Here is a 21,792-nt window from a genome sequence, read left to right as displayed (position 1 = left end):
GTGTTCGCCCCACCGGTCACCGGTCGGGGTATCGAACACGGGCCGCCGCGCCCGTAGAGCCGGCAAGGAGACCGCACGTGGGACGCCTCGTGCCCGCCGTGACGCGGGCCTTCGACATCCTGGAGCTGTTCCTCGACGGGGACGGCACCCTCTCCGCGCCGGACATCGTGCGCAGACTCGGCCTCCCGCGCACCACCGTGCACGAGCTGGTCACCACCCTCACCGCCCGCTCCTACCTGGTACCGGTACCAGGACAGCCCGGCAGGTACCGGCTCGGCGTGCGCCCGTACCAGCTCGGCAGCCGCTACGCCGAGCAGCTCGACCTCGCCACCGAGGGCCGGGAGGTGGCCCGCGGGGTCGCCGAGACCTGTGACGAGACGGTTCATGTGGCGCTGCTGGAGGACACGGACGTCATCTACATCGCCAAGGTCGACTCCACGCACGCGGTCCGCATGGTCTCCGCGGCCGGGCGCCGGCTGCCCGCGCACTGCACGGCCGTCGGCAAGATGCTGCTGGCCTCGCTGCCCGCGCAGGAGCTGGCCGCACGCGTCCCCGACGGCGCCGAACTGGCCGCGATGACCCCGGACAGCCTCACCGACCCCGGCGAACTGCGCGACGCCCTCGCGGAGATCCGGCGCCGGGGCGTCGCGGTGGAGCGGCGGGAGTCCAACCCCGACGTGAGCTGCGTGGCCGCCCCGGTCCGCGACCGCACCGGGCGGGTCGTCGCCGCGCTGTCCATCTCGGTGCCCACGGTCCGCTGGAGCGAGGAACGCCGTACCGAGCTGGAGGCGCTCGCCGTCCGGGGCGCCGCCGAACTCTCCGGGCGCCTCGGCCACCGGGAGGCGGCGTGAGCGGCTACGAGGTCGCCGTCGCGGCCCGGGCCGAACTGGGCGAGGGCCCCACCTGGGACCCGGCCACCGGCCGCCTGCTCTGGGTGGACGTGCTGGGCAGCCGCGTCCACACCTACGACCCCGCCGCCGGCCGCCGCACGGTCCGCACCACCGGCCAGCACGTCGGCGCCGCCAAACCCCGCGCGCACGGCGGCCTGGTGCTCAACCTGCGCGACGGCGTCGCGCTGCTCGACCCCGACGGCGCCTTCCGCTGGCTGCACCGCGACCCGGTGCCCGGCCGCCGCGCCAACGACGCGGCCGTCGCCCCCGACGGCTCCCTCTGGGCCGGCACCATGCGCTACGACGAGGCCCCCGGCGGCGGCACCCTGACCCGCCTGACCGGCGACGGCTCCGCCGAGGCCATCCTCACCGACGTCACCGTGAGCAACGGCATCGGCTGGAGCCCGGACGGCACCCTGATGTACTACGTCGACAGCCCCACCCGGCGTGTCGACGTCTTCGACCATGACGGCACGGGCGTCCGCAACCGGCGCACCCTGGCCGTCGTCGAGGACGGCGCGGGTTTCCCGGACGGGCTGACGGTCGACGCGGCCGGCTGCGTCTGGGTGGCCCTGTGGGACGGCGGAGCGGTCCGCCGCTACACCCCCTCCGGCACCCTGGACCGGGAGATCCGGCTGCCCGTCCCGCGCACCACGGCCTGTACGTTCGGCGGCCCCGGCCTGACCGACCTGTACGTCACCACCGCCTGCGTCGGCCTCACCGCGCCCACGCCCCTGTCGGGCTCGGTGCTGGTGGTGCCGGGCGCGGGGGAGGGGCTGCCGCAGCCGCCGTTCGCGGGCTAGGGGGCGCGGGTCCGCGAAGAGCGGGGAGACACCCCCTAGGTGAGCCCCGCTGCCTTTCGTTCCTCCGCCGTCAGCGGCGGTCCCGGCAGCGGCGGGCGCAGCGGGCCCACGGCGGCCGCCAGCAGCATGCGCGGCGCGAGCAGCGCCTCCGCGCCCGTCTCCAGCGAGGTCACGTCGGTCACCCGGCGCGCGACCCGGCCGTTGCCGGTCGCGGTGAACAGCAGCCGGCCGACGTACGCGGCGACCAGCCGGTCCCGGACCGTGGGGCCGGTCGGGGTGGCGCCGGGGTAGAACACATCGGCGCCGATCGCCAGGTCCCACGCGGTCCGCACCGTACGGCCCACCGCCCGCTGCGCCCGCCGGGCCAGGCCGGGCGCACCGAGCCCGCCCCGCCGGAGCACCGTGTCCCGCAGGGCCAGCGCCGACCGGGCCGCCACCGACATGCCGTGCCCGTACACCGGGTTGAGCGCGCACAGGGCGTCCCCGAGGACGACGAAGCCGTCGGGCCACTCGGGCAACCGCTCATAGAACAGGCGCCGGTTGGCGGTCGTACGGGTGACCGTGACGTCCGTCAGCGGTTCGGCGTGGGTGAGCAGTTCCCCGATCAGCGGGTGCCGCAGCTCCTCGTGCGCATAGCGGAGGAACTCGGCCCCGGTGGACGGGGGTTCGTCGGCACGGGCGCCGATCAGCGTGACGAGCCACTTGCCGTCCTCCACCGGCAGCAGCACCCCGCCGCGTCCGATGCGCGAACCCCGTTGATCCGGCTCGACGTTGACCACCGGGAAACCGTCCCGCGCCCCCTCCGGCGCCCGGAAGAGCCGGCTGGCGTACGTCAGTTTGGAATCGACCTCCCGGCGCTCCGGCTCGGGCAGCCCCAGCCCCGCCAGCCAGTGGGCGGCGCGGGAGCCGCGCCCGGTGGCGTCCACCACCAGGTCGGCCTCCAGGGTGTGTTCGGTGCCGTCGGCGCGCACCCGTACCCCGGTCACCGCCTGGCCGGTGCCGGTGAGGCCGAGGGCCTCGGCGCGGTCCAGCAGCTCGATCGCGCCGTCCGCCCGCACCAGGTCCCGGACCACCCAGTCCAGCAGGTCCCGCCCGGCCGGCAGCATGAACGCCGACTCCGGCCAGCGCCGGTACCAGCCGTGCGCCGACAGCACCACCATGTCCGTGGTCACCGGCACCTGGCGCACCCCGGCCGCGCCCAGCGCCGCCCGCGCGCCCGGCAGCAGCTCCTCCAGCGCGCGGGCGCCGCCCGACCACAACTGGTGGACGTGGCGGGCCTGCGGGAGCCCCTTGCGCGGCTCGGGCCCGGCGGGCAGCGCGTCCCGCTCCACCACCGTGACGCGGGCGCCCGTCGCGGCCAGGGCGCGGGCCGCGAGCATGCCGGCCAGGGAACCGCCGAGCACGACGGCCGTGGTCTTCACTTCACTCATGTGCGGCAACGCTCTCTGCTGAATCGGCGGCCGCACGGGCACGGACCGCCGCGATCTCGTCGGGACTCCTGAGGGCACGGGAGACGGGCCCGATCTCCCGGAGCAGGTCGGTGGTGTCCGGTGCGACCGCCGTCGCGGGCGGCTCGGGCATCCGGGCCTTCGCCTCGACCGCGTCCAGGATGGTCACCGCCGAGGCCAGCGCCCGCGCCCGCTCCGGCGGGTGGCCGAGACCGAGGGCGGCCTCGTACGCGCGGGCGCCCAGGGCGGTGTCGAGGTGCCGGGCCAGCGGCAGCAGCACGTCCCGGATGAACGTCTCGCGCCGGGTCAGCCGCAGCTCCGGTGTCGCCCGCAGCACGAACGGCACGCCCTCACCGGCCGACGTGCGCATCAGCACGTACAGCGGGCGCAGTTGGCGGTGGGCGAGGCGGACCCGCCAGCGGTCGCTCGCGTACTGGCCGGCGTGCGGCAGGATGAAGCCGACCGCGATCAGGATGGCCGACAGCGCGGCGATCGGCGGCGCGAGGTCGGTGCTCAGCCAGTCCAGGTCACCGCCCGCCCAGCGCGCGCCGACGGCGACCAGCTTGACCGCGTCGAAGATCAGGTTGAGCACGTAGCCCGCGCCGAGCAGCTTCAGCCCCCAGCGCAGCCAGGCGTCCAGCCCCTCCACGCGCACCCAGTTCCACAGCAGCCGGGCCGTGATCAGGCAGGCCAGGGCGTGTGCGCCGAGGTAGAGCAGGATCTCCTCGCGCATGAACGGAGTGGTGGCGTAGTAGGTGTCCAGGTCCCGCAGCCGCTCCACCGGCACGTCGGCCAGCAGGAACAGCACCCACAGCACGGCGATCACCCCGCTGTACACCGACACCACCCAGCGCCGGGCCCGGCGGGTGACCGCCGAGCGGTCGGGGCCGTTGCGCCAGGTGATGATCAGCAGCAGACAGGAGCCGCAGAACGCGGTGAGCAGCGAATAGCACCAGGGCGCCGAGATGTTGGGAACCCCGGTCAGCCGGTTCAGCCGGGCGATGGTGGACGGCGAGCAGAACACGAAGACACCGCAGGCCAGCAGCAGCAGACCGCCGACCGCGCGCAACAGCGGGTCCCGCCACAGCCGGATGATCGTGGGCAGCTTGATCACCAGGGCGATGCCCAGCACCGCCGTCGGAATCCAGAAGGAGATCGAGAAGTCCCGCAGGGTGGCGGCGGGCTCCATGACCGCTGCGCTCACCGCGCGGCCCCGCCCCGGCCGCGATAGCCGAGGGAGCGCTGCACGAGGTCCAAGGGCTCGGCAGGGCGCCCCAGCCGGGAGCGGAACAGGGTGGCCAGGCGGTGGCCGAAGTCCTCGGCGGCGGCCTCGTCGGCCTCGCGGGAGCCGTCACGGGCGGCCACCGTCAGCGCGGTGCCCTCCCAGCCGGACCCGTCCGCGAGCGCCAGGGTCGCCGGGCCGAGGGGCGGGTGGTGCCGGTGTCCGGCGTGCAGATGCCACAACTCATGCCCCAGGATGACCAGTTGCTGCACGGCCTCGGCCCGCTCCTCCACGATGACCAGGTCGAAGTCCTGGAACTCCACCCACAGCCCGGTGACCTCGATCTCGTCGGGGAAGCGCTCGAACCGCAGCTCCACCGGCCGGCTGCCCCGCCGCGCGCTCATGGCCGCACACAGGGCACGGCACACCCCGCGCACATCGGTCGGAGGCTGCGGCAAACGGGCCACGTCGGCGGCGAGTTCCCTGGCCAGGGTGCGCATCGCGTGGGCCGGACGGGAGGGGCGCAGCCGGGCGGCCAGTCGTGCCGCTCGCGCTCGTGCGTCCGCGCTGAGCATGTGCCGCCCTCTCCTCCTTCGCCCCGGCGCCGTCGCCGGACCGTCCGAGCGTACGCGCACGGGTGTGTCCACGTCATGCGGATCAGCGGGGATGGTTCAACCGAGAACCACCCGTGCGCGTACGGCCCTTCAGTGGCCGGGGGAGGGCACCGGAGTCACCGGGAGGCCGCCCGCGGCGGCGCCCATGAGGGTCAGGCTCACCTTGCCCGGCCCGGACAGTGTGGTGAACTCCGACAGCACCGCCAGCGCCAGTGTGTTGGTGCCACGTGTGCGCAGAATCCCGTTCGGCAGCACGAAGGTGTGCTGCGGACCCACGTTGTTGATGTACTGCCCCATGTTCCAGCCGTTGAGGAAGATCTGCGCCCGGTAGGCCCGGTACGGGTCGTCCTCCAGTCGCAGCCCCACCGAGGCGTCCACGTCGCCCGGCACCGACAGCCGGAAGGTGGTGCGGTACCAGGTGACGCCCTGGCGCCGCTCCTCCCTCGGGAAGGTCACCGGCTCCCAGTCCCGGTCGCGCAGGCCGGGCAGGTGCCAGCCCTCCCGCTCCCCGTACAGCCCACCGGTGTTCAGCGGCCCGCGTACCGGGTCCAGGGCCCGCTCGCCCTGGAGCCGCCAGGACACCCTGGGCGCCGCCCCCGTGAAGGACACCGAGGTCAGACCGCGTGCCGCCTTGTGGGTGTCGTCGCCCTTGCCGTCCTGGTCGTGCTGCATGCGCCGTACCAGGACCGACAGCACATGGCGGCCCGGCGAGCGCAGTTCCGGGCGGACCGGGAACGTGGCCGTCGCCTCCCACGTGCCCTTGCGGATCGTGGTCGTCCTGTCCGGCACCGGCAGCCGGTGGGTGCCCAGCGGCTCCCCGTCCAGCCAGGCCATCAGCAGCCCCTGGGTACCGGAACTGTAGGCGAGCGAGACCGACTCGATCCCGGTACCGCCGCGATACGTACCCCGGTACCAGACATCCCCGTAGTGGAAGCCGTAGTCGTCCGCGAACAGCACCGGGCCGCCCTTGGGTACCGGTGTGGTGCTGTACGAGGATGTGCGGTTCGCCCGGCGCCAGGTGGAGTCGTCGAAGTTGGGGCCCGCCTCCGGGTTCTCGGTGCGCATGCGCCAGCCGGTCAGCTCCGGCAGGTGCACCTCGGGCACCCCGGGCAGCGGGGCGGTGGTCATGAGGCTGCCGGAGAGGGTGGTCCGGGTGGGCACCCGGCGCCCGTTCCACACCAGGGTGTCGACGCCGCGCGGGCCCCACACCTCCATCACCGACTCGCCGTCCAGGTCACCGGTGAGCCGCACCTCCGAGCCGTGCACCTCGGCGTGTCGCAGCAGCGAGGGGCCGTACACCACCAGGGTCCCGGCGGGGGTGTCGTACGGGAAGATGCGCATCGAGGTGTCGTCGTCCGCGAAGAGCAGCACCAGTGGGGTCTCGGTCTCGCCGCCGGTGACCAGCACCCGGCTCAGCCCGGCCTCCCCGAGCGGGGCGCTGACGTGCAGCTCCCCGCCCTCGTACGCCCAGCCGGCCTCCGGGTCGAGCCGGGTGACGTCCGGCTCCTGCGGGCAGTCCAGCACCAGGTCCGCCATGTCGCCCCGGCGGCCCGCGAACACGGCGACGTCCCGTGCGCCGGCGGTCACGCTCATCACGGGCTGCGCCGTGCTGTGCCTCATCTTCCGCTTGCCGAGGCGCAGTCCGGTCGCCAGCATGCGGGCGTCGCGGGCGGGCACGGTGATCCGCAGCTTCCCGGTGTTCGTCGGCAGCTCGGCGGTGACCGGCTTCGTGCCGTCGTTGCGGGTGACGTACACATGCGCGCCGGTGTCCGGGTTGGCCAGGTGGTAGACCTTCAGCCCCGCCACCGTCACGTCCGCCGCCCGGTCCAGCCGGGCGAAGTCCGGTACGCGCTGGAGGAGATGGCCGAGCTGGTGCATCGGCGCCATCTTCGCGGTGACGTTGCGGGCCTCGTCGATGGCCGCGCCGTAGTCGTACGACGTGTAGACCACCGGCGCGGGCAGCCAGCCCCAACTGGTGCCGCCGAACGTCATGTAGACGTTGTGCAGGGTGAGGCCGTTGGCGAGGTTGGTCAGGTAGAAGCGGCGCTCGTAGGCCGAGTCACGGGTGCGGCGCGCCTCCGGGTACCCCTTGCCGTCGAACCAGGCCCCGCCCCACGGGTCGAACCAGCCGCCGCCGAACTCCGGTGTGAAACCAGGGGTGTTCGGCGAGGCGGTGGACCCTCCGGTCGGGCCGCCCTTGCCGAACTTCCCCCAGTCCGGCGGGTTCTGGGAGGGCGACGGGTAGCCGTCGAAGCCGTACAGGTAACCCCCCTCCTCACCACCGGTGTCGAAGGAGCCCGGCGCCCAGTAGCCGTTGCGGCCCTTGTCGTTGTGGAACAGGGGTACGTCGATGCCGTCCGCCCGCACCTTCCTGTACAGGTGGGACATGTACGCCCGGCCCGTCGGCTCGGTGACGTGGGAGTCGTACTCGTTCTCCAGTTGGTACAGCAGGACCGTGCCCCGGCCCTGGGTGTACAGGTGCCTGCGGGCGATGCGGTCGACCTGCGTCAGCCACGCGTCGACGTGCCGCAGATAGGTGGGATCGGCGGTGCGCGCGGTGCCCTTGGTCACCGTCAGCCAGCCGGGGAAACCTCCCCCGTCGACCTCGGCGTTGATGTACGGGCCGGGGCGCAGGATGACGTACAGACCGGTCTCGGCGGCCGTGCGCAGGAACAGGTCCAGGTCCCGGACGCCGGTGAAGTCGAAGCGGCCGGGGGCGGGGGAGTGGTAGTTCCAGGCGACGTACACGCTGACCGCGTTGAAGCCGTGCGCCCGCATCTTCTGCAGCACGTCCCGCCACAGGGACGGGCTCGGCAGCCGGAAGGGGTGCATCTCGCCCGACCACACCACCAGCCGCCGCCCGTCCACCAGCAGCGAGTACGGGTCGTACCCCACGGTGTGCCGCCGCCCGTCCGCACGCGGCGGCGCGGGCGGCGGCCCGGTCGGCACTCCCCTCGCCGCGAAGGCCGAGGGCGCTCCCGGCCCCCCGCTGCCCCCCATGGCGAAGCCGAGCGCGGCACAGCCGGTCAGGGCACTGAAAGTACGTCTGCTGAGCGCCAAGGTCGTCCTCCGGTCGGACCCCATAAGAACCGTGGGTCCCGCCATTGTCCACGCCGCGTCAGCTCCCGCCGGACCAAGGGGGCTCCGGCGCGGGTGAATCACCCGGTACGGGGGGATGGCGCTGGGGTGAGGCGTGCGGGAATCGCGGGGGGTACGGGGCGCTCGCACAGGCGTACGCGGGTCTGGACGCGTCCGGATACCGGGAACCGGACGCCGCGCCCGCGCGCCGGCCCGCCGTCCGGCCTCAGCCCACCGGCCCCGGCACTCCCGCGCCCGCCGCGTTGGGCCAGCTCTGGGCGTTGGGCCAGCCGGAGGGGGAGGCCGGGGCGAAGTCGGGGGTGGCCGGGGTGCCCGGGGCGGTCATTCCGCGTACCTGCGCGGCCGTGAGGCCCCCGCGTGCGGGGACGCCGGGCGGGGTGGGGCCCAGGGCGGCGGCGGGGGCGGGAGCCTGGCTGGGGACGGGGGCGGCCATGGGGGTGGGGACGACGGCAGCGGCGGCCGGTGCGGGGTACGGCGGGGGCGCCATCGGTGCCGGGGGTGCCACGGGCGCGGGCTGCTGCGGGGCGGGGGCTCGCTGGGGAACCTGCTGCGGCGGCGCCGGCTGGGGGGTGGGGGCCGCCGGTACCGGTATCCCGCCGCCCTGTGGGGGTGTGGCGGCGGGGAGCGGCATGCCGGTACCGGCGGCCAGGGCGGCGGCGATGACGGGGGAGCCGGAAGAGGCGGTGAGCCGGGCTCCCGCGCCGTTCGTCTCGCCGACCAGCCGGTCCACCGCCGCCGTGCCCGAGCTGTAGCCCAGCTCGGGCACGGCGGGCTCGTAGAGCACCTGCTCCAGACCGGCCACCAGACGGTGGACGTCGGTCTCGGGGCGCACCACGAGCCGCAGGAAGCGGCTGGACGAACCGATCTTGTTACCGCACTCGCGGACCAGAATCCGGTGCTCGGTGAGCAGCCGGTCCCGGACCACGGTGCCCTCGGCGCCCAGCGGGAGGCGCACGAAGAGGAAGTTGCCCTGCGAGGGATAGACGGTCAGCCCCGGCAGCGCCGACAACTGGCCGGCCATCTCCAGCCGGTCGCGCCGCACCTGGAGCAGGCTCCTCGCGTACTCGGTGCCGTGCTGCTTCAGCATGAACACCACGTACTCCGCGAAGGAGTTGAGGTTCCACTTGGGCAGCATCGAGCGGACCTTGTTCGCCAGTCCCGGGTTGGCCACCAGATAGCCGAACCGGATGCCGTGCAGCCCGAAGTTCTTGCCGAGGCTGCGCAGCACGATCACGTTGGGTCTGAGGATCGCCTCCTGCACGACGCTCGGCTCCGACTCCGCGTCCGCGAACTCCAGGAACGACTCGTCGATCACCACCAGGTCCAGGTCGGCCATCGCGTCCATGAACTGCACCACCGACTGCCGGGACACGAAGCCCCCGTCGGGGTTGTTGGGGTTGCAGATGACGGCCACCCGAGTGCCCCGCGCCCGGATGAACTCGGCGTACCGGCCGAGGTCCAGCGCGAAGCCGTTGGCTTCCTGGAGCGGGAACATGTCGACCCGCTTGCCCGTCTCCATCGGCTGGTCGGTCCAGCGGCCGAACGTGGGCACCGGCACCGCGAGCGACTCGCGGACCAGCAGATGGTCGATCCAGGTGATCAGCTCGGTCGACCCGTTCCCCATCGCCACGCACTGCGGGGGCAGTTGGAGCAACTGGCACAGCTCGGCCGTGATGGTGTCGGCACTGCTCGGGTAGTACGTGATGATCTCGCGCAGCCGCGACGCCATCTCCTCGAACATCGCCGGCGTAGGGAAGTAGGGGTTGCAGGGGATGCAGAAGTCCACCGGACCCGCACCGTCGCTCTCCCGCACCAGCGCCGCCATCGAAGGGCTGTGCGCGGCGGTGCTGCGGAACAACGAGGTGACGTTGTCAGGCAAGGGGACCTCCGTCGAAGGGTGGCCCGCGCGGGGGAACGCGGGCCACCCATCCATACGGAGGACTCCGGGGTGGCGTTCAACTCGCCCTCGCTGTGACCTGCTTCACCCGGCGTACGCCCCTCACGCCCCCGACCTGCGCTTGTTCCACACGTCGAAGCCGACCGCCAGCAGCAGCGCCAGCCCCTTGATCACCTGCTGCCAGTCGGTGCCGACGCTCAGCAGGTTCATCCCGTTGTTCAGCACCCCGAGCACGAGCCCGCCGATGATCGCGCCGAGCACCGTGCCGACCCCGCCGCTCATGGACGCGCCACCGATGAACGACGAGGCGATGGCCTCCAGTTCGAAGTTGACGCCCGCCTTCGGCGAGGCCGCGTTCAGCCGGGCGGCGACCACCAGCCCGGCCAGCGCCGCGAGGACGCCCATGTTGAGGAAGACCAGGAAGGTGACCTTCTTGTCCTTCACCCCGGACAGCTTCGCCGCGGGCAGGTTGCCGCCGATCGCGTACACATGCCGGCCGAAGACCGCGTTGCGCATGACATAGCCGTAGCCGACGACCAGCGCGCCGAGGGCGATCAGGATGATCGGGGCGCCCTTGTAGCTGGCGAGCAGCAGGGTCAGGGCGAGGATCGCGGCGACCAGCGCGGCCAGTTTCAGCGCGAAGAGCCGCAGCGGAGGCACCTGGAGCGCGAACTCCCGCTGTCTGCGCCTGCCTTGGACCTCCTGCCAGACCACGGCCGCGATCAGCAGCAGTCCGAGCAGCAGGGTCGGGTTGTGATAGTCGGTGTCGGGGCCGAACGCGGGCAGGAAGCCGTTGCCGATCTTCTGGAGCCCCTCCGGGAATGGCCCCAGGGTCTGCCCCTCCAGCAGGATCTCCGTCAGCCCCCGGAACAGCAGCATCCCGGCGAGCGTCACGATGAACGACGGGATGCCGAGATAGGCGATCAGATATCCCTGTACCGCCCCCGCCGCCGCGCCCACCAGCAGACACAGCGCCAGTGCCAGCGGCCAGGGCACGTCGTGCCGTACGTTCAGCACCGCCAGGAACGCCCCGACGAACGCGGTCAGCGAGCCCACCGACAGATCGATGTGCCCCGAGATGATCACCATCATCATCCCGATCGCCAGTACCAGGATGTAGCTGTTCTGCAGTACCAGGTTGGACACGTTGCGCGGCAGCAGCAGGTCGCCGTCGGTCCACACCGCGAACAGCACCACGATCAGACCGAGCGCGATGACCATCCCGTACTGGCGCATGTTGCGGCGCAGGCCGTCCAGCATCAGCCGGAGCACGCCCGGCCCGGCGGGCGGCCCGCCGCGCTCCGGCGGGGCCGGGGCCGTCACGTCCGCGCTCATGGCGTCACCTCTTCGTCTGTCGTCATCGGGCGTCGTCGTCCCTGGTCATCAGGCGCATCAGCGTTTCCTGCGTGGCCCCGGCCCGCGGCACCTCGCCGGTCAGCCGGCCGGCGGCCATGGTGTAGATCCGGTCGCACATGCCGAGCAGCTCGGGCAGCTCGGAGGAGATGAAGACCACCGCCCGGCCCTCGGCCGCGAGCCGCCCGATCACGGTGTAGATCTCGTACTTGGCGCCCACGTCGATGCCCCGCGTCGGCTCGTCCAGGATCAGCACGTCCGGGTCCGCGAAGATCCACTTGCTGAGGACGACCTTCTGCTGGTTGCCCCCGGACAGCCGGCCCACCGGCTCCAGCACGGTCGGCGCCTTGATGTTCATCGCGGTGCGGAACCCCTCCGCCGCCCGCCGCTCCGCGTGCTCGTCCACGATCCCGCGCCGGGCCACCTTGCCCAGCGCGGTCAGCGAGACATTGCGGTGCACGGTGTCGATGAGGTTGAGCCCGTAGTGCTTGCGGTCCTCGGTGACGTACGCGATCCCGTGCCCCACCGCCTCCGCCACCGTCCGGGTACGGATCTCCCGGCCGTCCTTCAGCACCGTGCCGCCCGCGTACCGGCCGTAGGACCGGCCGAACACGCTCATCGCCAGCTCGGTGCGGCCCGCGCCCATCAAGCCCGCGATGCCGACGATCTCGCCCCGGCGCACCTCGATGGACACGTCGTCGACGACCTTGCGCTGCCGGTCGATCGGATGCCGTACGGTCCAGCCCCGCACCTCCAGGGCCGGAGCAGCGCCCAACTCGGCTTCGTGCGGCGGGCGTTCGGGGAAGCGGTGGTCGAGGTCGCGGCCGACCATGCCCGCGATGATCCGCTCCTCGGTGGTCCCCGGCGCCCGCACGTCAAGCGTCTCCACCGAGCGGCCGTCGCGCAGCACGGTCACCGAGTCGGCGACCCGGCGGATCTCGTTCAGCTTGTGCGAGATCACGATGCAGGTGATGCCCTGGGCCTTCAACTCCAGGATGAGATCGAGGAGTTTGCCGCTGTCCTCGTCGTTCAGAGCGGCCGTCGGCTCGTCCAGGATCAGCAGCCGCACCGACTTCGCGAGCGCCTTGGCGATCTCCACCAACTGCTGCTTGCCGACGCCGATGTCGGCGACGCGGGTCTCCGGATGCTCGTCCAGACCGACCCGGCGCAGCAGTCGCGTGGCGTGCCGCAGCGTCTCCGTCCAGTCGATCAGACCGCGCCGGGCGTGCTCGTTGCCGAGGAACAGGTTCTCCGCGAGGGAGAGATAGGGCACCAGCGCCAGCTCCTGATGGATGATGACGATGCCCTGCCGCTCGCTGGCCCGGATGTCCCTGAACCGGCACTCCTCGCCCTCGAAGCGCACCTCGCCCTCGTAACTGCCGTACGGGTGAACCCCGGAGAGCACCTTCATCAGGGTGGACTTCCCGGCGCCGTTCTCCCCGCAGATGGCGTGCACCTCGCCGGGCCTGACGGTCAGGGTGACGTCGGAAAGGGCCTTGACGCCGGGGAACGTCTTGACGATCGAGCGCATCTCGAGCACGGGCCCGGCCGTGCCGTGGGAACCGGCCGTCACTTGAGCTGGGACTCGGTGTAGTAGCCGCCGTCGACCAGCACCTCGCGGTAGTTGCCCTTGTCGACGCTGACCGGCTGGAGGAGGTAGGCGGGCACGACCTTGGCACCGTTGTCATAGGTCTTGGAGTCGTTGACCTCGGGCTTCTTGCCGCCCAGGGTCGCGTCCACCATGCTCGCGGCCACCTCGGCGAGCTTGCGGGTGTCCTTGTAGACGGTCTGCGTCTGCTCCCCGGCGATGATCGACTTCACCGACGCCAGCTCCGCGTCCTGCCCGGTGACGACCGGCAGCGGCTTCCCCTTCGAGCCGTAGCCGTCCGACTTCAGCGCGGACAGGATGCCGATGGAGATGCCGTCGTACGGGGAGAGCACCGCGTCCACCCGGCCGGAGCGGTAGGCCGAGGTCAGCAGGTCCTCCATGCGGTGCTGGGCGGTGGTGCCGTCCCAGCGCAGCGTGGTGACCTGGTTGAGCGCGGTCTGCCCGGACTTCACCACGAGCTGCTTCTTGTCGATGTACGGCTGGAGCACCTTCATCGCGCCGCCGAAGAAGTACTTGGTGTTGTTGTCGTCGTTGGACCCGGCGAACAACTCGATCGAGAACGGCCCCTTCTTGCCGCTGTCCAGCCCCAACCTGTGCGTGATGTACGTGCCTTGCAGCTCGCCGACCTTCTCGTTGTCGAAGGAGGCGTAGTAGTCCACATTCTTGGTGCCGAGGATCAGCCGGTCGTAGGCGATGACCGGGATGTGGGCGTCGGCGGCCTCCTGGAGCACGTTGTTCAGCGACTTGTTGTCGATCGCCGCGATGACCAGGCCCTTGACGCCCTGGGTGATCAGGTTCTCGATCTGGGCGACCTGCTGGTCCGGGTCGTCCTCGCCGTACACCAGCTTGGTCTTGTAGCCCTTGGCGCGCAGGTCCTTGACGACGTTGGCGCCGTCCGCGATCCAGCGCTCGGAGGACTTGGTCGGCATGGCGACGCCGATGGTGCCGCCCTTGGCGTCACCACCCTTGTCGTCACTGCCGCCCTCCCCGCTCTGCCCGCAGGCGGACAGGGTGAGGGCGAGTACGGCGGTCGCGGCGAGGGCGACTCTGCGGGGGCGTGCGGTGTACCGGTCGCGCATGGGGAACCGTCCTTGTTCGTCTCGGCGTCGGGGATCTCGGCGTTGAGCGGGTCGGGCCGTGCGGTGGTGCGGGATCACACGAAGGTGGTGCGGGGTCAGTCCGTCGTGGGGAAGCGGTGCAGCGGGCCGGGGAGGCGGGTGCCGAGCGGGGCCATGCCGCCGTCGGCGCCGTGCCGGGCGAGCAGGTCGAGGACGAGCCGCCCGCGCCGCACCCGCTCCCGCGCGGTGTCCAGGGCGACGCCGCGGAGATGGGCGCCCCACGGGTAGATGCCGGGCGCCTTCGACAGGCCGAACTTCAGGTACAGCGGGGCACCGCGCCGGATCAGCTCGGCCACCTCGTACATCCGTACCTGGCCGCCGAGGTCGTCCGGTGCCTCGATGTACATGTCCATGGGGGCGCCGGACACCCGGCGGATCTCGGTGAGATGGGCGAGGGTGAGGTCACCGGGCACGTTGATCGAGTCGGCGCCCAGCCGCTCGAACACCGCGTAGGAGACCGGGTTGACCGGGCCGATCAGCGCGGAGACCTTCAGCGTGGTGTCCGCCGGGAGCACCCCCGACTCCCGCGCCCGGTGCAGCGCCCACAGCACGCCCTCGTCGGCCACCAGCAGGCAGCGCACACCCAGTTCGGTCGCGCGCACCGCGTCCTCGATGCAGCCGGCCACCGCGTCGTGACCCCGGGCGCGCGGGCCGCCGCCGCGCGAGTCGGAGCGCACCGCGCCGCCGGTGTCCCAGGTGCCGCGCGGCCCGGTGAACAGGCACAGCTCGATGCCGTGTTCGCGGGTCGCCCCGGCCATCTCGGTGATCTCGGCGTCCGTGAGCATCCAGACGCCGCTGCCCTGGCTGACCCGGTGCACCGGCACCTCCAGTCGCGCCGCCTCGGCGAGTACGACGGCCAGCGCCTCGGGCCCCTCGCACGACGGGATCTCGGTACGCCAGCTCCCCCCGCCCGGGAAGCGGTGCGGGGAGGCGTCGGCCGGGTCGGGGGCGGGGGCGGCCAGCCCCAGAGCGGCGAGCGCCTGCTCACCGGGCCTGCGGACTGCCGGAGCGGAAAGGTCGGTCACGGGCTGCCTTTCATGTTCGGTACACCGGACAGAGTTCGGATCTTCGGGCGGGGGAGCGCCCAGTGGGCGCGTACGCCCGGGTCAGGGCAGCAACAGCACCTTTCCGGGTCCCGTCGCTTCGACCGCCCGCGCGAACTCGGTCAGCGGCAACCGGTGCGACACCAGGGGCAGGGGGTCCAGCAGTCCGGCGCCGAACAGCCGGACGGCGTACGCCCAGGCGGCCGGGGGCGCGCCGAAGACGGTCCGCACCTCCAGCCGCCGCAGAACCAGGTCGGCCGGGTCCAGGCCCGCGGCGCCCGGCGCCGGAATGCCGGTGAGGACCAGGCGCCCGCCGCGCCGGAGCAGGGCGGCGGCCGTAACCGCTGCCTCGGCGGAGCCTGCCGCCTCGATCACCACGTCGTAGCCGCCGGGCAACTCGGGGCTCACGGCGAAGTCGGTGGCGCCGAACTCCTTTGCCAGCGCTTCCCGTTCACGGTCGAGGCCCACCACCAGCAGCTCACTCGGCGAGACCGCCGCGAGGAACCGCACCGCGAGCATCCCCAGCGTCCCCGTGCCGACCACCGCGACCCGCTCGCCGGGCCGGGCGTCGGCCAGGAGGGCGGCGGCCGCGACACAGGCGGCGGGCTCCAGCAGGGCGGCCGCGGTGAGGTCGGCGTCGTCGGGCAGGGGGTGCAGCAGCCGGGCGGGGAGGGTCAGGGTGGGGGCCATCGCGCCGGGACGGGTGAAGCCGGTCTCCTCGTACCCCGCCTCGCAGAGCGTGGTCTCGCCCGCGTGACAGCGGGCGCACACCTGGCAGTTGCGGAAGCCCTCGCCGACCACCTTGCGGCCGGCCAGGAGTTCCGGCACCCCGGCGCCCGCCTCGCGTACCGTGCCGGACCATTCGTGGCCGGGCACCACCGGGTAACGCACGTACGGCGTCGGGCGGTTGCCCCGGTACAGCTCGCGGTCGCTGCCGCAGACGCCCACCGCGTGCACGGCGACCAGCGCCTCACCGGGGCCCGGCGCGCGGGGCGTGTGCGGCTCCAGCCGGTACGTGCCCGGCGCCTCGACCACCACCTGGACGCTCACTTCGTCCCCTTCGGCCGGCGGCGCTCCCAGCCCTCGGCCCACAGGTCGAACCGGGCCTGCTGCTGCGGGAATTCGGCCGCCGCGTCGGTGTCCAGCTCGACGCCGAGGCCGGGGGCGTCGGAGAGGTGGAAGTAACCGTCGACCACCTCGGGGGCGCCCTTCACCACCGTCTTGATCTCCGCGTCCGCGAAGTCGTTGAAGTGCTCCAGGATCTTGAAGTTCGGTGTGCTGAAGCCGACTTGGAGCGAGGCGGCGGTGAGGACCGGGCCGCCCACGTTGTGCGGGGCGAGCAGCAGGTAGTGGGTCTCGGCGGTCGAGGCCAGCTTGCGGGTCTCCCAGATACCGCCGATATGACCGACATCGGGCTGGATGATGTCCGCCGCCTGGCTCTCGAACAGCTCCCGGAACTCGATCCGGTCGTGCATCCGCTCCCCGGTGGCGACCGGGATGTCCACTCTGGCGGCCACCTTCTCCAGCGCCTTCAGGTTCTCCGGCGGCACCGGCTCCTCCAGCCACGCGGGGTCGAAGGGCGCCAGTTCGCGGGCGAGGCGGATCGCGGTGGCGGGGGAGAAGCGGCCGTGCATCTCCAGCATCAGCTCGGTGTCGGGCCCGATCGCGTCCCGTACGGCCTCGATCAGCGAGACGGCGTACCGGGTGCGCTCGTGGTCAAGTTCGAAGTGGCCGGTGCCGAACGGGTCGATCTTCAGCGCCCGGTAGCCCCGCGCCACCACCGCGCGGGCCGCCTCGTGGTACGCCTCCGGGGTCCGCTCGGTGGTGTACCAGCCATTCGCGTACGCCTTGACGCGGTCGGTGACGCCGCCGCCGAGCAACTGCCACACCGGTACCCCGAGCGCCTTGCCCTTGATGTCCCAGCAGGCCATCTCGACCACCGCGATCCCGGACATCACGATCTCCCCGGCCCGGCCGAAGTCGCCGTACTTCATCCGGCGGACCAGGTCCTCCACGGCGAACGGGTCCGAGCCCGCGATGTGGTTGGCCTCGGCCTCCCGCAAGTAGCCGAGCAGGGCGTCGGTATGACCGAGCATGCGGGTCTCCCCGACGCCGGTGAGCCCTTCGTCCGTGTGGACCTGCACATAGGTCAGATTGCGCCACGGTGTGCCGACCACATGGGTGCTGATTCCGGTGATACGCACGCCCGTCCACCCCTCGGTGTTCGAAATTTCGTCATGCGTTCGAAATGCTGGCGTGACAGTAGGGAGGGGGTGCGGGGGGTGTCAATGGGGTGAACACGTAACGGTTCCGGCAGCGGCGCGCGTGCAGGCGTCTCTCCCGCACCAAACCTTCACAGCGGCACCTAGGAACGTGACCCGAGTGGAATCTAGTCTTCCCGCGTCATGGACTACTGCCACCCGTGCCGACGGCACCTCAACGGCGCTCTGGCCTGCCCCGGCTGCGGCGCGCCCGCCCTGACCGCCGTCGTGCCGACCGCCACGAGTGCCAGTGCCTCCGGCGGTTCGGCGGACCCGTACGGGCGGAGCCCCCAGGCGACCCCGCCCGGCCCCTACGGGGAAGCGGCCCCGGCCGGCCCCTACGGGCAGGCTGCCCCCTACGGGGAAGCGACCCCGGCCGCCCCATACGGGGAAGGCGTCCCCGCCGCCCCCTACGGGCAGGCTGCCCCCTACGGGGAAGAGGGCCTCGCCGCCCCTTACGGGCAGGCTGCTCCGGCCGTCCCCTACGGGGAAGACGCCCCCGCCGCCCCCTACGGGCAAGACGCCCCCGCCGCCCCCTACGGGGAAGGCGCCCCTGCCGCCCCCTACGGGGAGGACGGTCCGGCCCTCCCCTACGGGCAGGACACCCCAACCCCCGGCCCCCCGGCCACCCCCGACCCCCCGAAGGTCCCCCGCCAGGCCGACCGGCGCGGAACCTACGAGCCGCCCACGGCCCCCATGGCACCCGCGGCCCCCGCGGACCCCACGGGCCCCGCGGACTCCGAGGCCCCCTACGGCGACCCGGACCACGGCGACCCGGACCACGGCGACCCGGACCACGACGACCCCACCCCCGACGGCAGCCGCCGTGACCGCAAGGCCGCCGCCCACCGCCGCCGCAGACGCCGCACCCTCCTCGTCACCACCGGCTTCGTCCTCGCGGCGGCCGCCCTCAGCCTCGCCGAACTCGGCACCGACGCCCCCTTCTCCTTCGACCGCCCCGCCAGCTCCGGCGACGCCTCCCCGGACGGCGGTTCCGCCACCGTCTCCCCGGCCCGGTCGGACGCCCCCCTCACCGACACCACGGCCGGCGCGTCCACCACCCCCAGCGCCTCCGCCTCCCCGTCGGACTCCCCCTCAGCCTCCCCTTCCGGGTCCCCCACGAAGAAGGCGTCCGAGTCCCCGTCGGCGGACCCCACCACCGACAAGCCGGCCACCACCCCCCGTCACTCCGAGGCCCCCGCCCCGGCCGACCCGGCCCCGCAGAAGCCCACCTCCACCCCCACGGCGGCCCCCACCACCTCCAAGCCCGCCCCCGAGCCCACCCCCACCAAGACCTGCGACCGCTTCCTGTGGTGGTGCAGTTAAGGGGCGCACCCTGACATGTGGTGAGCGGCCGGCCCAGGGGTAGGCGGACCCGACGACCCGGCCGCCCGCCCGCGTGCCGTCACCGGTCATACGAATCCCTCGCAGTACGCCATCCGGGGCAACGGTGACACCAACCGGGCCCCGCGGCGGTTGAGTCGAACAGGTACATCTCGCCGTACACGACCTCGGAATGCGCCGGCCGGACCCGGCGCCGTGCGAGGAGGAGCAGCGAGCAGCGGCTCAGTTGAGGAGAACCGGATGACACAGGACAGCACCGTCCAGGGCACGGTCGCCGAGGGGTACGAGGCGGTGCGCGAGGAGTTCGCCGCCTTCGTCGCCGGTGAACAGCCGGACTACGAGGGCCAGTTGTGCGCCTACGTGAACGGCCGCCGCGTCGTCGACCTGTGGGCCGGTGAGGGCGTCGACGCCGGCTCGCTGTACGGCGTCTTCTCCTGCACCAAGGGCGCCGCCCACCTGGTCGCCGCCCTCCTCGTGCAGGACGGCACCCTCGAACTGGACCGCAAGGTCACCTACTACTGGCCCGAGTTCGGTGTCGAGGGCAAGAGCACCCTCACCCTGCGCGACCTCCTCGCCCACCGCGCCGGACTGGTCGGCACCGACACCGGCTTCAGCCCCGCCGAGCTGGCCGACGACCGCGCGATCGCCGAACGCCTCGCCGACCAGCGCCCCTTCTGGCGCCCCGGCACCGCCTTCGGCTATCACGCGCTCACGATGGGCGCCCTCACCGGCGAGGTGGTCCGCCGGGCCACCGGCCACACCGTCCAGGAGCTGTACGAGGAGCGCGTCCGCGCCCCCTACGGGCTGGACTTCTTCCTCGGTCTGCCCGCCTCCCGCGAGCCCCGCTTCCGCACCACCCGGCCGATGATGCCGACCCCCGCCCAGCAGGCCGAGGCCGAACTGCGCCGCACCGGCCCGCACACCCTGCCGTCCATCGCGCGGAACCAGCACGCCCCCACCCCCACCGACCTGGAGGCGCTGCCCAACGACCGCGCCGTCCGCGCGAGCGGTCCCGCCTCCGTGGGCGGCGTCGCCTCGGCGCGCGGCCTGGCCGGGATGTACGCGGCGATGATCAGCGAGGTGGACGAGAAGGCGCCGCTGCTCAAGGGCGACACCCTCGCGGAGTTCGGCCAGCCGCACTCGGCCGGCCACGACCTGGTGTGCCGCTCCCACGCGGTGTTCGGTCTGGGCTTCGAGTGCACGGCCGAGACCTGGCACCCCTTCCTCGGCGCGGGCACCCTCGGCCACTGCGGCGCGTCCGGCGCGCAGGCGTTCGCCGACCCGCGCGCGGGCCTCGCCTACGGCTACACCCGCCGCCGCTTCGCCCACCCCGGCGGCGCGGCCCCGGAGAACGACCGGCTGGCCGCCGCCGTGCACGAGGCGGCGCTGAAGGGCTGAGGCGGGACGCCCGGACACGGCGGAGGCCGCACCCCAGGTCCGGGGATGCGGCCTCCGCGAGATCCGAACACCGTCACCGGTCAGAGCTTGACGATCATCTTCCCGGTGTTGTCCCCGCGCAGCACCCCGAGGAACGCCTCCAGCGTGTTCTGGATGCCGTCCACGATCGTCTCGCGGTACTTCAGCTTCCCCGACGCGACCAGGGGCGCGATCTCGCGGACGAACTCCGGCTGGAGGTCGTAGTGGTCGCCGACCAGGAAGCCCTCGATCCGGCCGCGGGTCTGGATCAGCCGGGTGAGGTTGTTCGGGCCGGGGGCGGGCTCGGTGTTGTTGTAGACCGAGATCGCGCCGCAGATGGCGATCCGGCCGTGCAGGTTCAGCTCGGCGATCGCGGCCTGGAGGTGGTCGCCGCCGACGTTGTCGAAGTACACGTCGATGCCGTCCGGCGCGGCCCGGTGGAGCTGCTCGCCCACCGGACCGTCCTTGTAGTTGAAGGCGGCGTCGAACCCGTACTCGTCGACCAGCAGCCGGACCTTCTCGTCGGAGCCGGCCGAGCCGATGACCCGCGAGGCGCCCTTGAGCTTGGCGAGCTGGCCGACCTGGCTGCCCACCGCGCCGGCCGCGCCGGAGACGAAGACGATGTCGCCCTCCTTGAACCCGGCGGTGCGCAGCAGACCGGCGTAGGCGGTCAGGCCGGTCATGCCGAGCACGCCCAGGTAGGTGGAGAGCGGCGCGGCGTCCGGGTCGACCTTGACGGCCTTCGTGGCATCCACGGCCGCGTACTCGCGCCAGCCGAGGAAGTGCAGCAGGTGGTCGCCGGGCTCGATGCCGTCGACGTCGGAGGTGACGACCACGCCCACCGCGCCGCCCTCCATCGGCTCACCCAGCTCGAACGGGGCGGAGTAGGACTTCGCGGCACTCATCCGGCCCCGCATGTACGGGTCCACCGAGAGGTATTCGTTCCGCACCAGCACCTGGCCCTCGCCGGGCACCGGCATCGGCACCTCGACGAGTGCGAAGTCCTCGGGCTTCGGCCAGCCCACCGGGCGCTTCAGCAAGTGCCACTCACGGCTCACGGCGGGAAGGGCGGGGGAGTCGGACATACGGGGCGACCTTCTTCCTCAAACTACTTCAGTACCTGAAACAACCATGCTCCTGAATATTTCATGATGTCAAGTAACCCGGTATCCTGGACGGCATGTCCACCCCGCCGCCGCGTCCCACCGTGCGTCACCGCTCCGCCGACCCCCTGACCATGGAGGTCGTCGAGCTGATCGGCGACGTCGTGGCCCGCTTCCACGCGGACTACGAGGAGGCCGCGGCCGGCCACGCGCTCACCGGACCGCAGGCCCGCCTGCTCAGCCTCCTCGCCCTGGAGCCGCTGCCCATGCGCAAGCTCGCCCAGCGGCTGAAGTGCGAGCCGTCCAACGTGACCGGGATCGTGGACCGCCTGGAGTCGCGCGGCCTGGTCGAGCGCCGCCCCGACAGCGCCGACCGCCGGGTCAAGCTCGCCGCCGCCACCGACGAGGGCCTGCGGGTCGCCCGCGACCTCCGCGAGGGCCTCCACTTCGCCCGCGAACCCCTCGCCGGCCTCTCCACCGGTGAACGCTCCTCCCTGCGCGACCTGCTCCGCCGGATGCTCGACGCCTGAAACCCACGACGCCTGAAACCCACGACGCCTGAACCACCCGGC

At 72.7% G+C, this 21,792-nt stretch carries 17 protein-coding genes; 5 read left to right on the top strand and 12 right to left on the bottom strand.

The window, feature by feature from the left end; all coding sequences use genetic code 11:
* Window positions 1-77: 77 nt before the first annotated feature.
* Together ACZ3HQ_RS24925 and ACZ3HQ_RS24920 are read left to right on the top strand one after the other, a co-directional pair.
* The gene (locus ACZ3HQ_RS24925; RefSeq protein WP_467514151.1) at window positions 78-851 is read left to right on the top strand and encodes an IclR family transcriptional regulator; all 774 of its coding nucleotides are present in this window, start codon (window positions 78-80) and stop codon (window positions 849-851) included.
* Window positions 848-1,693 carry an SMP-30/gluconolactonase/LRE family protein gene (locus ACZ3HQ_RS24920; RefSeq protein WP_467514149.1) on the top strand — a complete coding sequence of 282 codons (846 nt, stop codon included), beginning with the start codon at window positions 848-850 and terminating at the stop codon, window positions 1,691-1,693. Before ACZ3HQ_RS24925 ends, ACZ3HQ_RS24920 begins: the two co-directional genes overlap by 4 nt.
* A 35-nt stretch (window positions 1,694-1,728) precedes the next feature.
* Here the strand turns inward: ACZ3HQ_RS24920 and ACZ3HQ_RS24915 are convergent, their stop codons facing one another.
* The 11 genes from ACZ3HQ_RS24915 to ACZ3HQ_RS24865 form a co-directional block, all read right to left on the bottom strand.
* A complete protein-coding gene (locus ACZ3HQ_RS24915) occupies window positions 1,729-3,123 on the bottom strand; it encodes an FAD-dependent monooxygenase (RefSeq protein WP_467514148.1) in 1,395 nt (464 codons plus the stop codon).
* The gene (locus ACZ3HQ_RS24910; protein WP_467514199.1) at window positions 3,116-4,330 is read right to left on the bottom strand and encodes an MAB_1171c family putative transporter; all 1,215 of its coding nucleotides are present in this window, start codon (window positions 4,328-4,330) and stop codon (window positions 3,116-3,118) included. The genes ACZ3HQ_RS24915 and ACZ3HQ_RS24910 overlap by 8 nt, the downstream gene beginning before the upstream one ends.
* A gap of 11 nt (window positions 4,331-4,341) precedes the next feature.
* Window positions 4,342-4,938 carry a toxin-antitoxin system, toxin component family protein gene (locus ACZ3HQ_RS24905; RefSeq protein ID WP_467514146.1) on the bottom strand — a complete coding sequence of 199 codons (597 nt, stop codon included), beginning with the start codon at window positions 4,936-4,938 and terminating at the stop codon, window positions 4,342-4,344.
* Between the two features lie 129 nt (window positions 4,939-5,067).
* Window positions 5,068-8,037, bottom strand: a complete 2,970-nt coding sequence (locus tag ACZ3HQ_RS24900; protein ID WP_467514145.1) for a beta-galactosidase — start codon at window positions 8,035-8,037, stop codon at window positions 5,068-5,070.
* 244 nt (window positions 8,038-8,281) lie between these two features.
* The gene (locus ACZ3HQ_RS24895) at window positions 8,282-9,955 is read right to left on the bottom strand and encodes a pyridoxal phosphate-dependent aminotransferase (protein WP_467514143.1); all 1,674 of its coding nucleotides are present in this window, start codon (window positions 9,953-9,955) and stop codon (window positions 8,282-8,284) included.
* Between the two features lie 120 nt (window positions 9,956-10,075).
* A complete protein-coding gene (gene mmsB / locus ACZ3HQ_RS24890) occupies window positions 10,076-11,308 on the bottom strand; it encodes a multiple monosaccharide ABC transporter permease (protein ID WP_467514142.1) in 1,233 nt (410 codons plus the stop codon).
* A 22-nt stretch (window positions 11,309-11,330) separates the two neighbouring features.
* The gene (mmsA, locus tag ACZ3HQ_RS24885) at window positions 11,331-12,857 is read right to left on the bottom strand and encodes a multiple monosaccharide ABC transporter ATP-binding protein (protein WP_467514197.1); all 1,527 of its coding nucleotides are present in this window, start codon (window positions 12,855-12,857) and stop codon (window positions 11,331-11,333) included.
* A gap of 38 nt (window positions 12,858-12,895) precedes the next feature.
* A complete protein-coding gene (gene chvE, locus ACZ3HQ_RS24880; RefSeq protein ID WP_467514139.1) occupies window positions 12,896-14,014 on the bottom strand; it encodes a multiple monosaccharide ABC transporter substrate-binding protein in 1,119 nt (372 codons plus the stop codon).
* Window positions 14,015-14,109: 95 nt separating this feature from the next.
* Window positions 14,110-15,078: a hypothetical protein gene (locus ACZ3HQ_RS24875; RefSeq protein WP_467514138.1), complete on the bottom strand. Its 969-nt coding sequence runs from the start codon at window positions 15,076-15,078 to the stop codon at window positions 14,110-14,112.
* 81 nt (window positions 15,079-15,159) lie between these two features.
* The gene (locus ACZ3HQ_RS24870) at window positions 15,160-16,146 is read right to left on the bottom strand and encodes a zinc-dependent alcohol dehydrogenase (RefSeq protein WP_467514136.1); all 987 of its coding nucleotides are present in this window, start codon (window positions 16,144-16,146) and stop codon (window positions 15,160-15,162) included.
* Window positions 16,143-17,300: a mandelate racemase/muconate lactonizing enzyme family protein gene (locus tag ACZ3HQ_RS24865; RefSeq protein ID WP_467514133.1), complete on the bottom strand. Its 1,158-nt coding sequence runs from the start codon at window positions 17,298-17,300 to the stop codon at window positions 16,143-16,145. The genes ACZ3HQ_RS24870 and ACZ3HQ_RS24865 overlap by 4 nt, the downstream gene beginning before the upstream one ends.
* Before the next feature lie 201 nt (window positions 17,301-17,501).
* Between ACZ3HQ_RS24865 and ACZ3HQ_RS24860 the strand changes: the two genes are divergently transcribed.
* Window positions 17,502-18,683: an SCO2400 family protein gene (locus tag ACZ3HQ_RS24860; RefSeq protein ID WP_467514131.1), complete on the top strand. Its 1,182-nt coding sequence runs from the start codon at window positions 17,502-17,504 to the stop codon at window positions 18,681-18,683.
* Window positions 18,684-18,941: 258 nt separating this feature from the next.
* A complete protein-coding gene (locus ACZ3HQ_RS24855; protein WP_467514129.1) occupies window positions 18,942-20,099 on the top strand; it encodes a serine hydrolase domain-containing protein in 1,158 nt (385 codons plus the stop codon).
* A gap of 80 nt (window positions 20,100-20,179) precedes the next feature.
* On the opposite strand, the gene ACZ3HQ_RS24850 is transcribed toward ACZ3HQ_RS24855, so the two are convergent.
* Window positions 20,180-21,202: an NADP-dependent oxidoreductase gene (locus ACZ3HQ_RS24850; RefSeq protein WP_467514127.1), complete on the bottom strand. Its 1,023-nt coding sequence runs from the start codon at window positions 21,200-21,202 to the stop codon at window positions 20,180-20,182.
* Window positions 21,203-21,297: 95 nt separating this feature from the next.
* Here ACZ3HQ_RS24850 and ACZ3HQ_RS24845 point away from each other — a divergent pair, with 95 nt between their 5' ends.
* Window positions 21,298-21,750, top strand: a complete 453-nt coding sequence (locus ACZ3HQ_RS24845; RefSeq protein ID WP_467514125.1) for a MarR family winged helix-turn-helix transcriptional regulator — start codon at window positions 21,298-21,300, stop codon at window positions 21,748-21,750.
* Window positions 21,751-21,792 lie beyond the last annotated feature (42 nt).

This window comes from Streptomyces sp. NPDC018263, assembly GCF_055562575.1.
Note: the sequence above shows the minus strand (reverse complement) of the source record. Positions and strands in the feature narration are given on the sequence as shown.

Coding starts and splice junctions, on each gene's coding strand:
- ACZ3HQ_RS24915 (WP_467514148.1), bottom strand. CDS start 3,123: ATGAGTGAAGTGAAGACCACGGCCGTCGTGCTCGGCGGTTCCCTGGCC.
- ACZ3HQ_RS24910 (WP_467514199.1), bottom strand. CDS start 4,330: ATGGAGCCCGCCGCCACCCTGCGGGACTTCTCGATCTCCTTCTGGATT.
- ACZ3HQ_RS24905 (WP_467514146.1), bottom strand. CDS start 4,938: ATGCTCAGCGCGGACGCACGAGCGCGAGCGGCACGACTGGCCGCCCGG.
- mmsB (WP_467514142.1), bottom strand. CDS start 11,308: ATGAGCGCGGACGTGACGGCCCCGGCCCCGCCGGAGCGCGGCGGGCCG.
- mmsA (WP_467514197.1), bottom strand. CDS start 12,857: ATGCGCTCGATCGTCAAGACGTTCCCCGGCGTCAAGGCCCTTTCCGAC.
- chvE (WP_467514139.1), bottom strand. CDS start 14,014: ATGCGCGACCGGTACACCGCACGCCCCCGCAGAGTCGCCCTCGCCGCG.
- ACZ3HQ_RS24860 (WP_467514131.1), top strand. CDS start 17,502: ATGGACTACTGCCACCCGTGCCGACGGCACCTCAACGGCGCTCTGGCC.
- ACZ3HQ_RS24855 (WP_467514129.1), top strand. CDS start 18,942: ATGACACAGGACAGCACCGTCCAGGGCACGGTCGCCGAGGGGTACGAG.
- ACZ3HQ_RS24850 (WP_467514127.1), bottom strand. CDS start 21,202: ATGTCCGACTCCCCCGCCCTTCCCGCCGTGAGCCGTGAGTGGCACTTG.
- ACZ3HQ_RS24845 (WP_467514125.1), top strand. CDS start 21,298: ATGTCCACCCCGCCGCCGCGTCCCACCGTGCGTCACCGCTCCGCCGAC.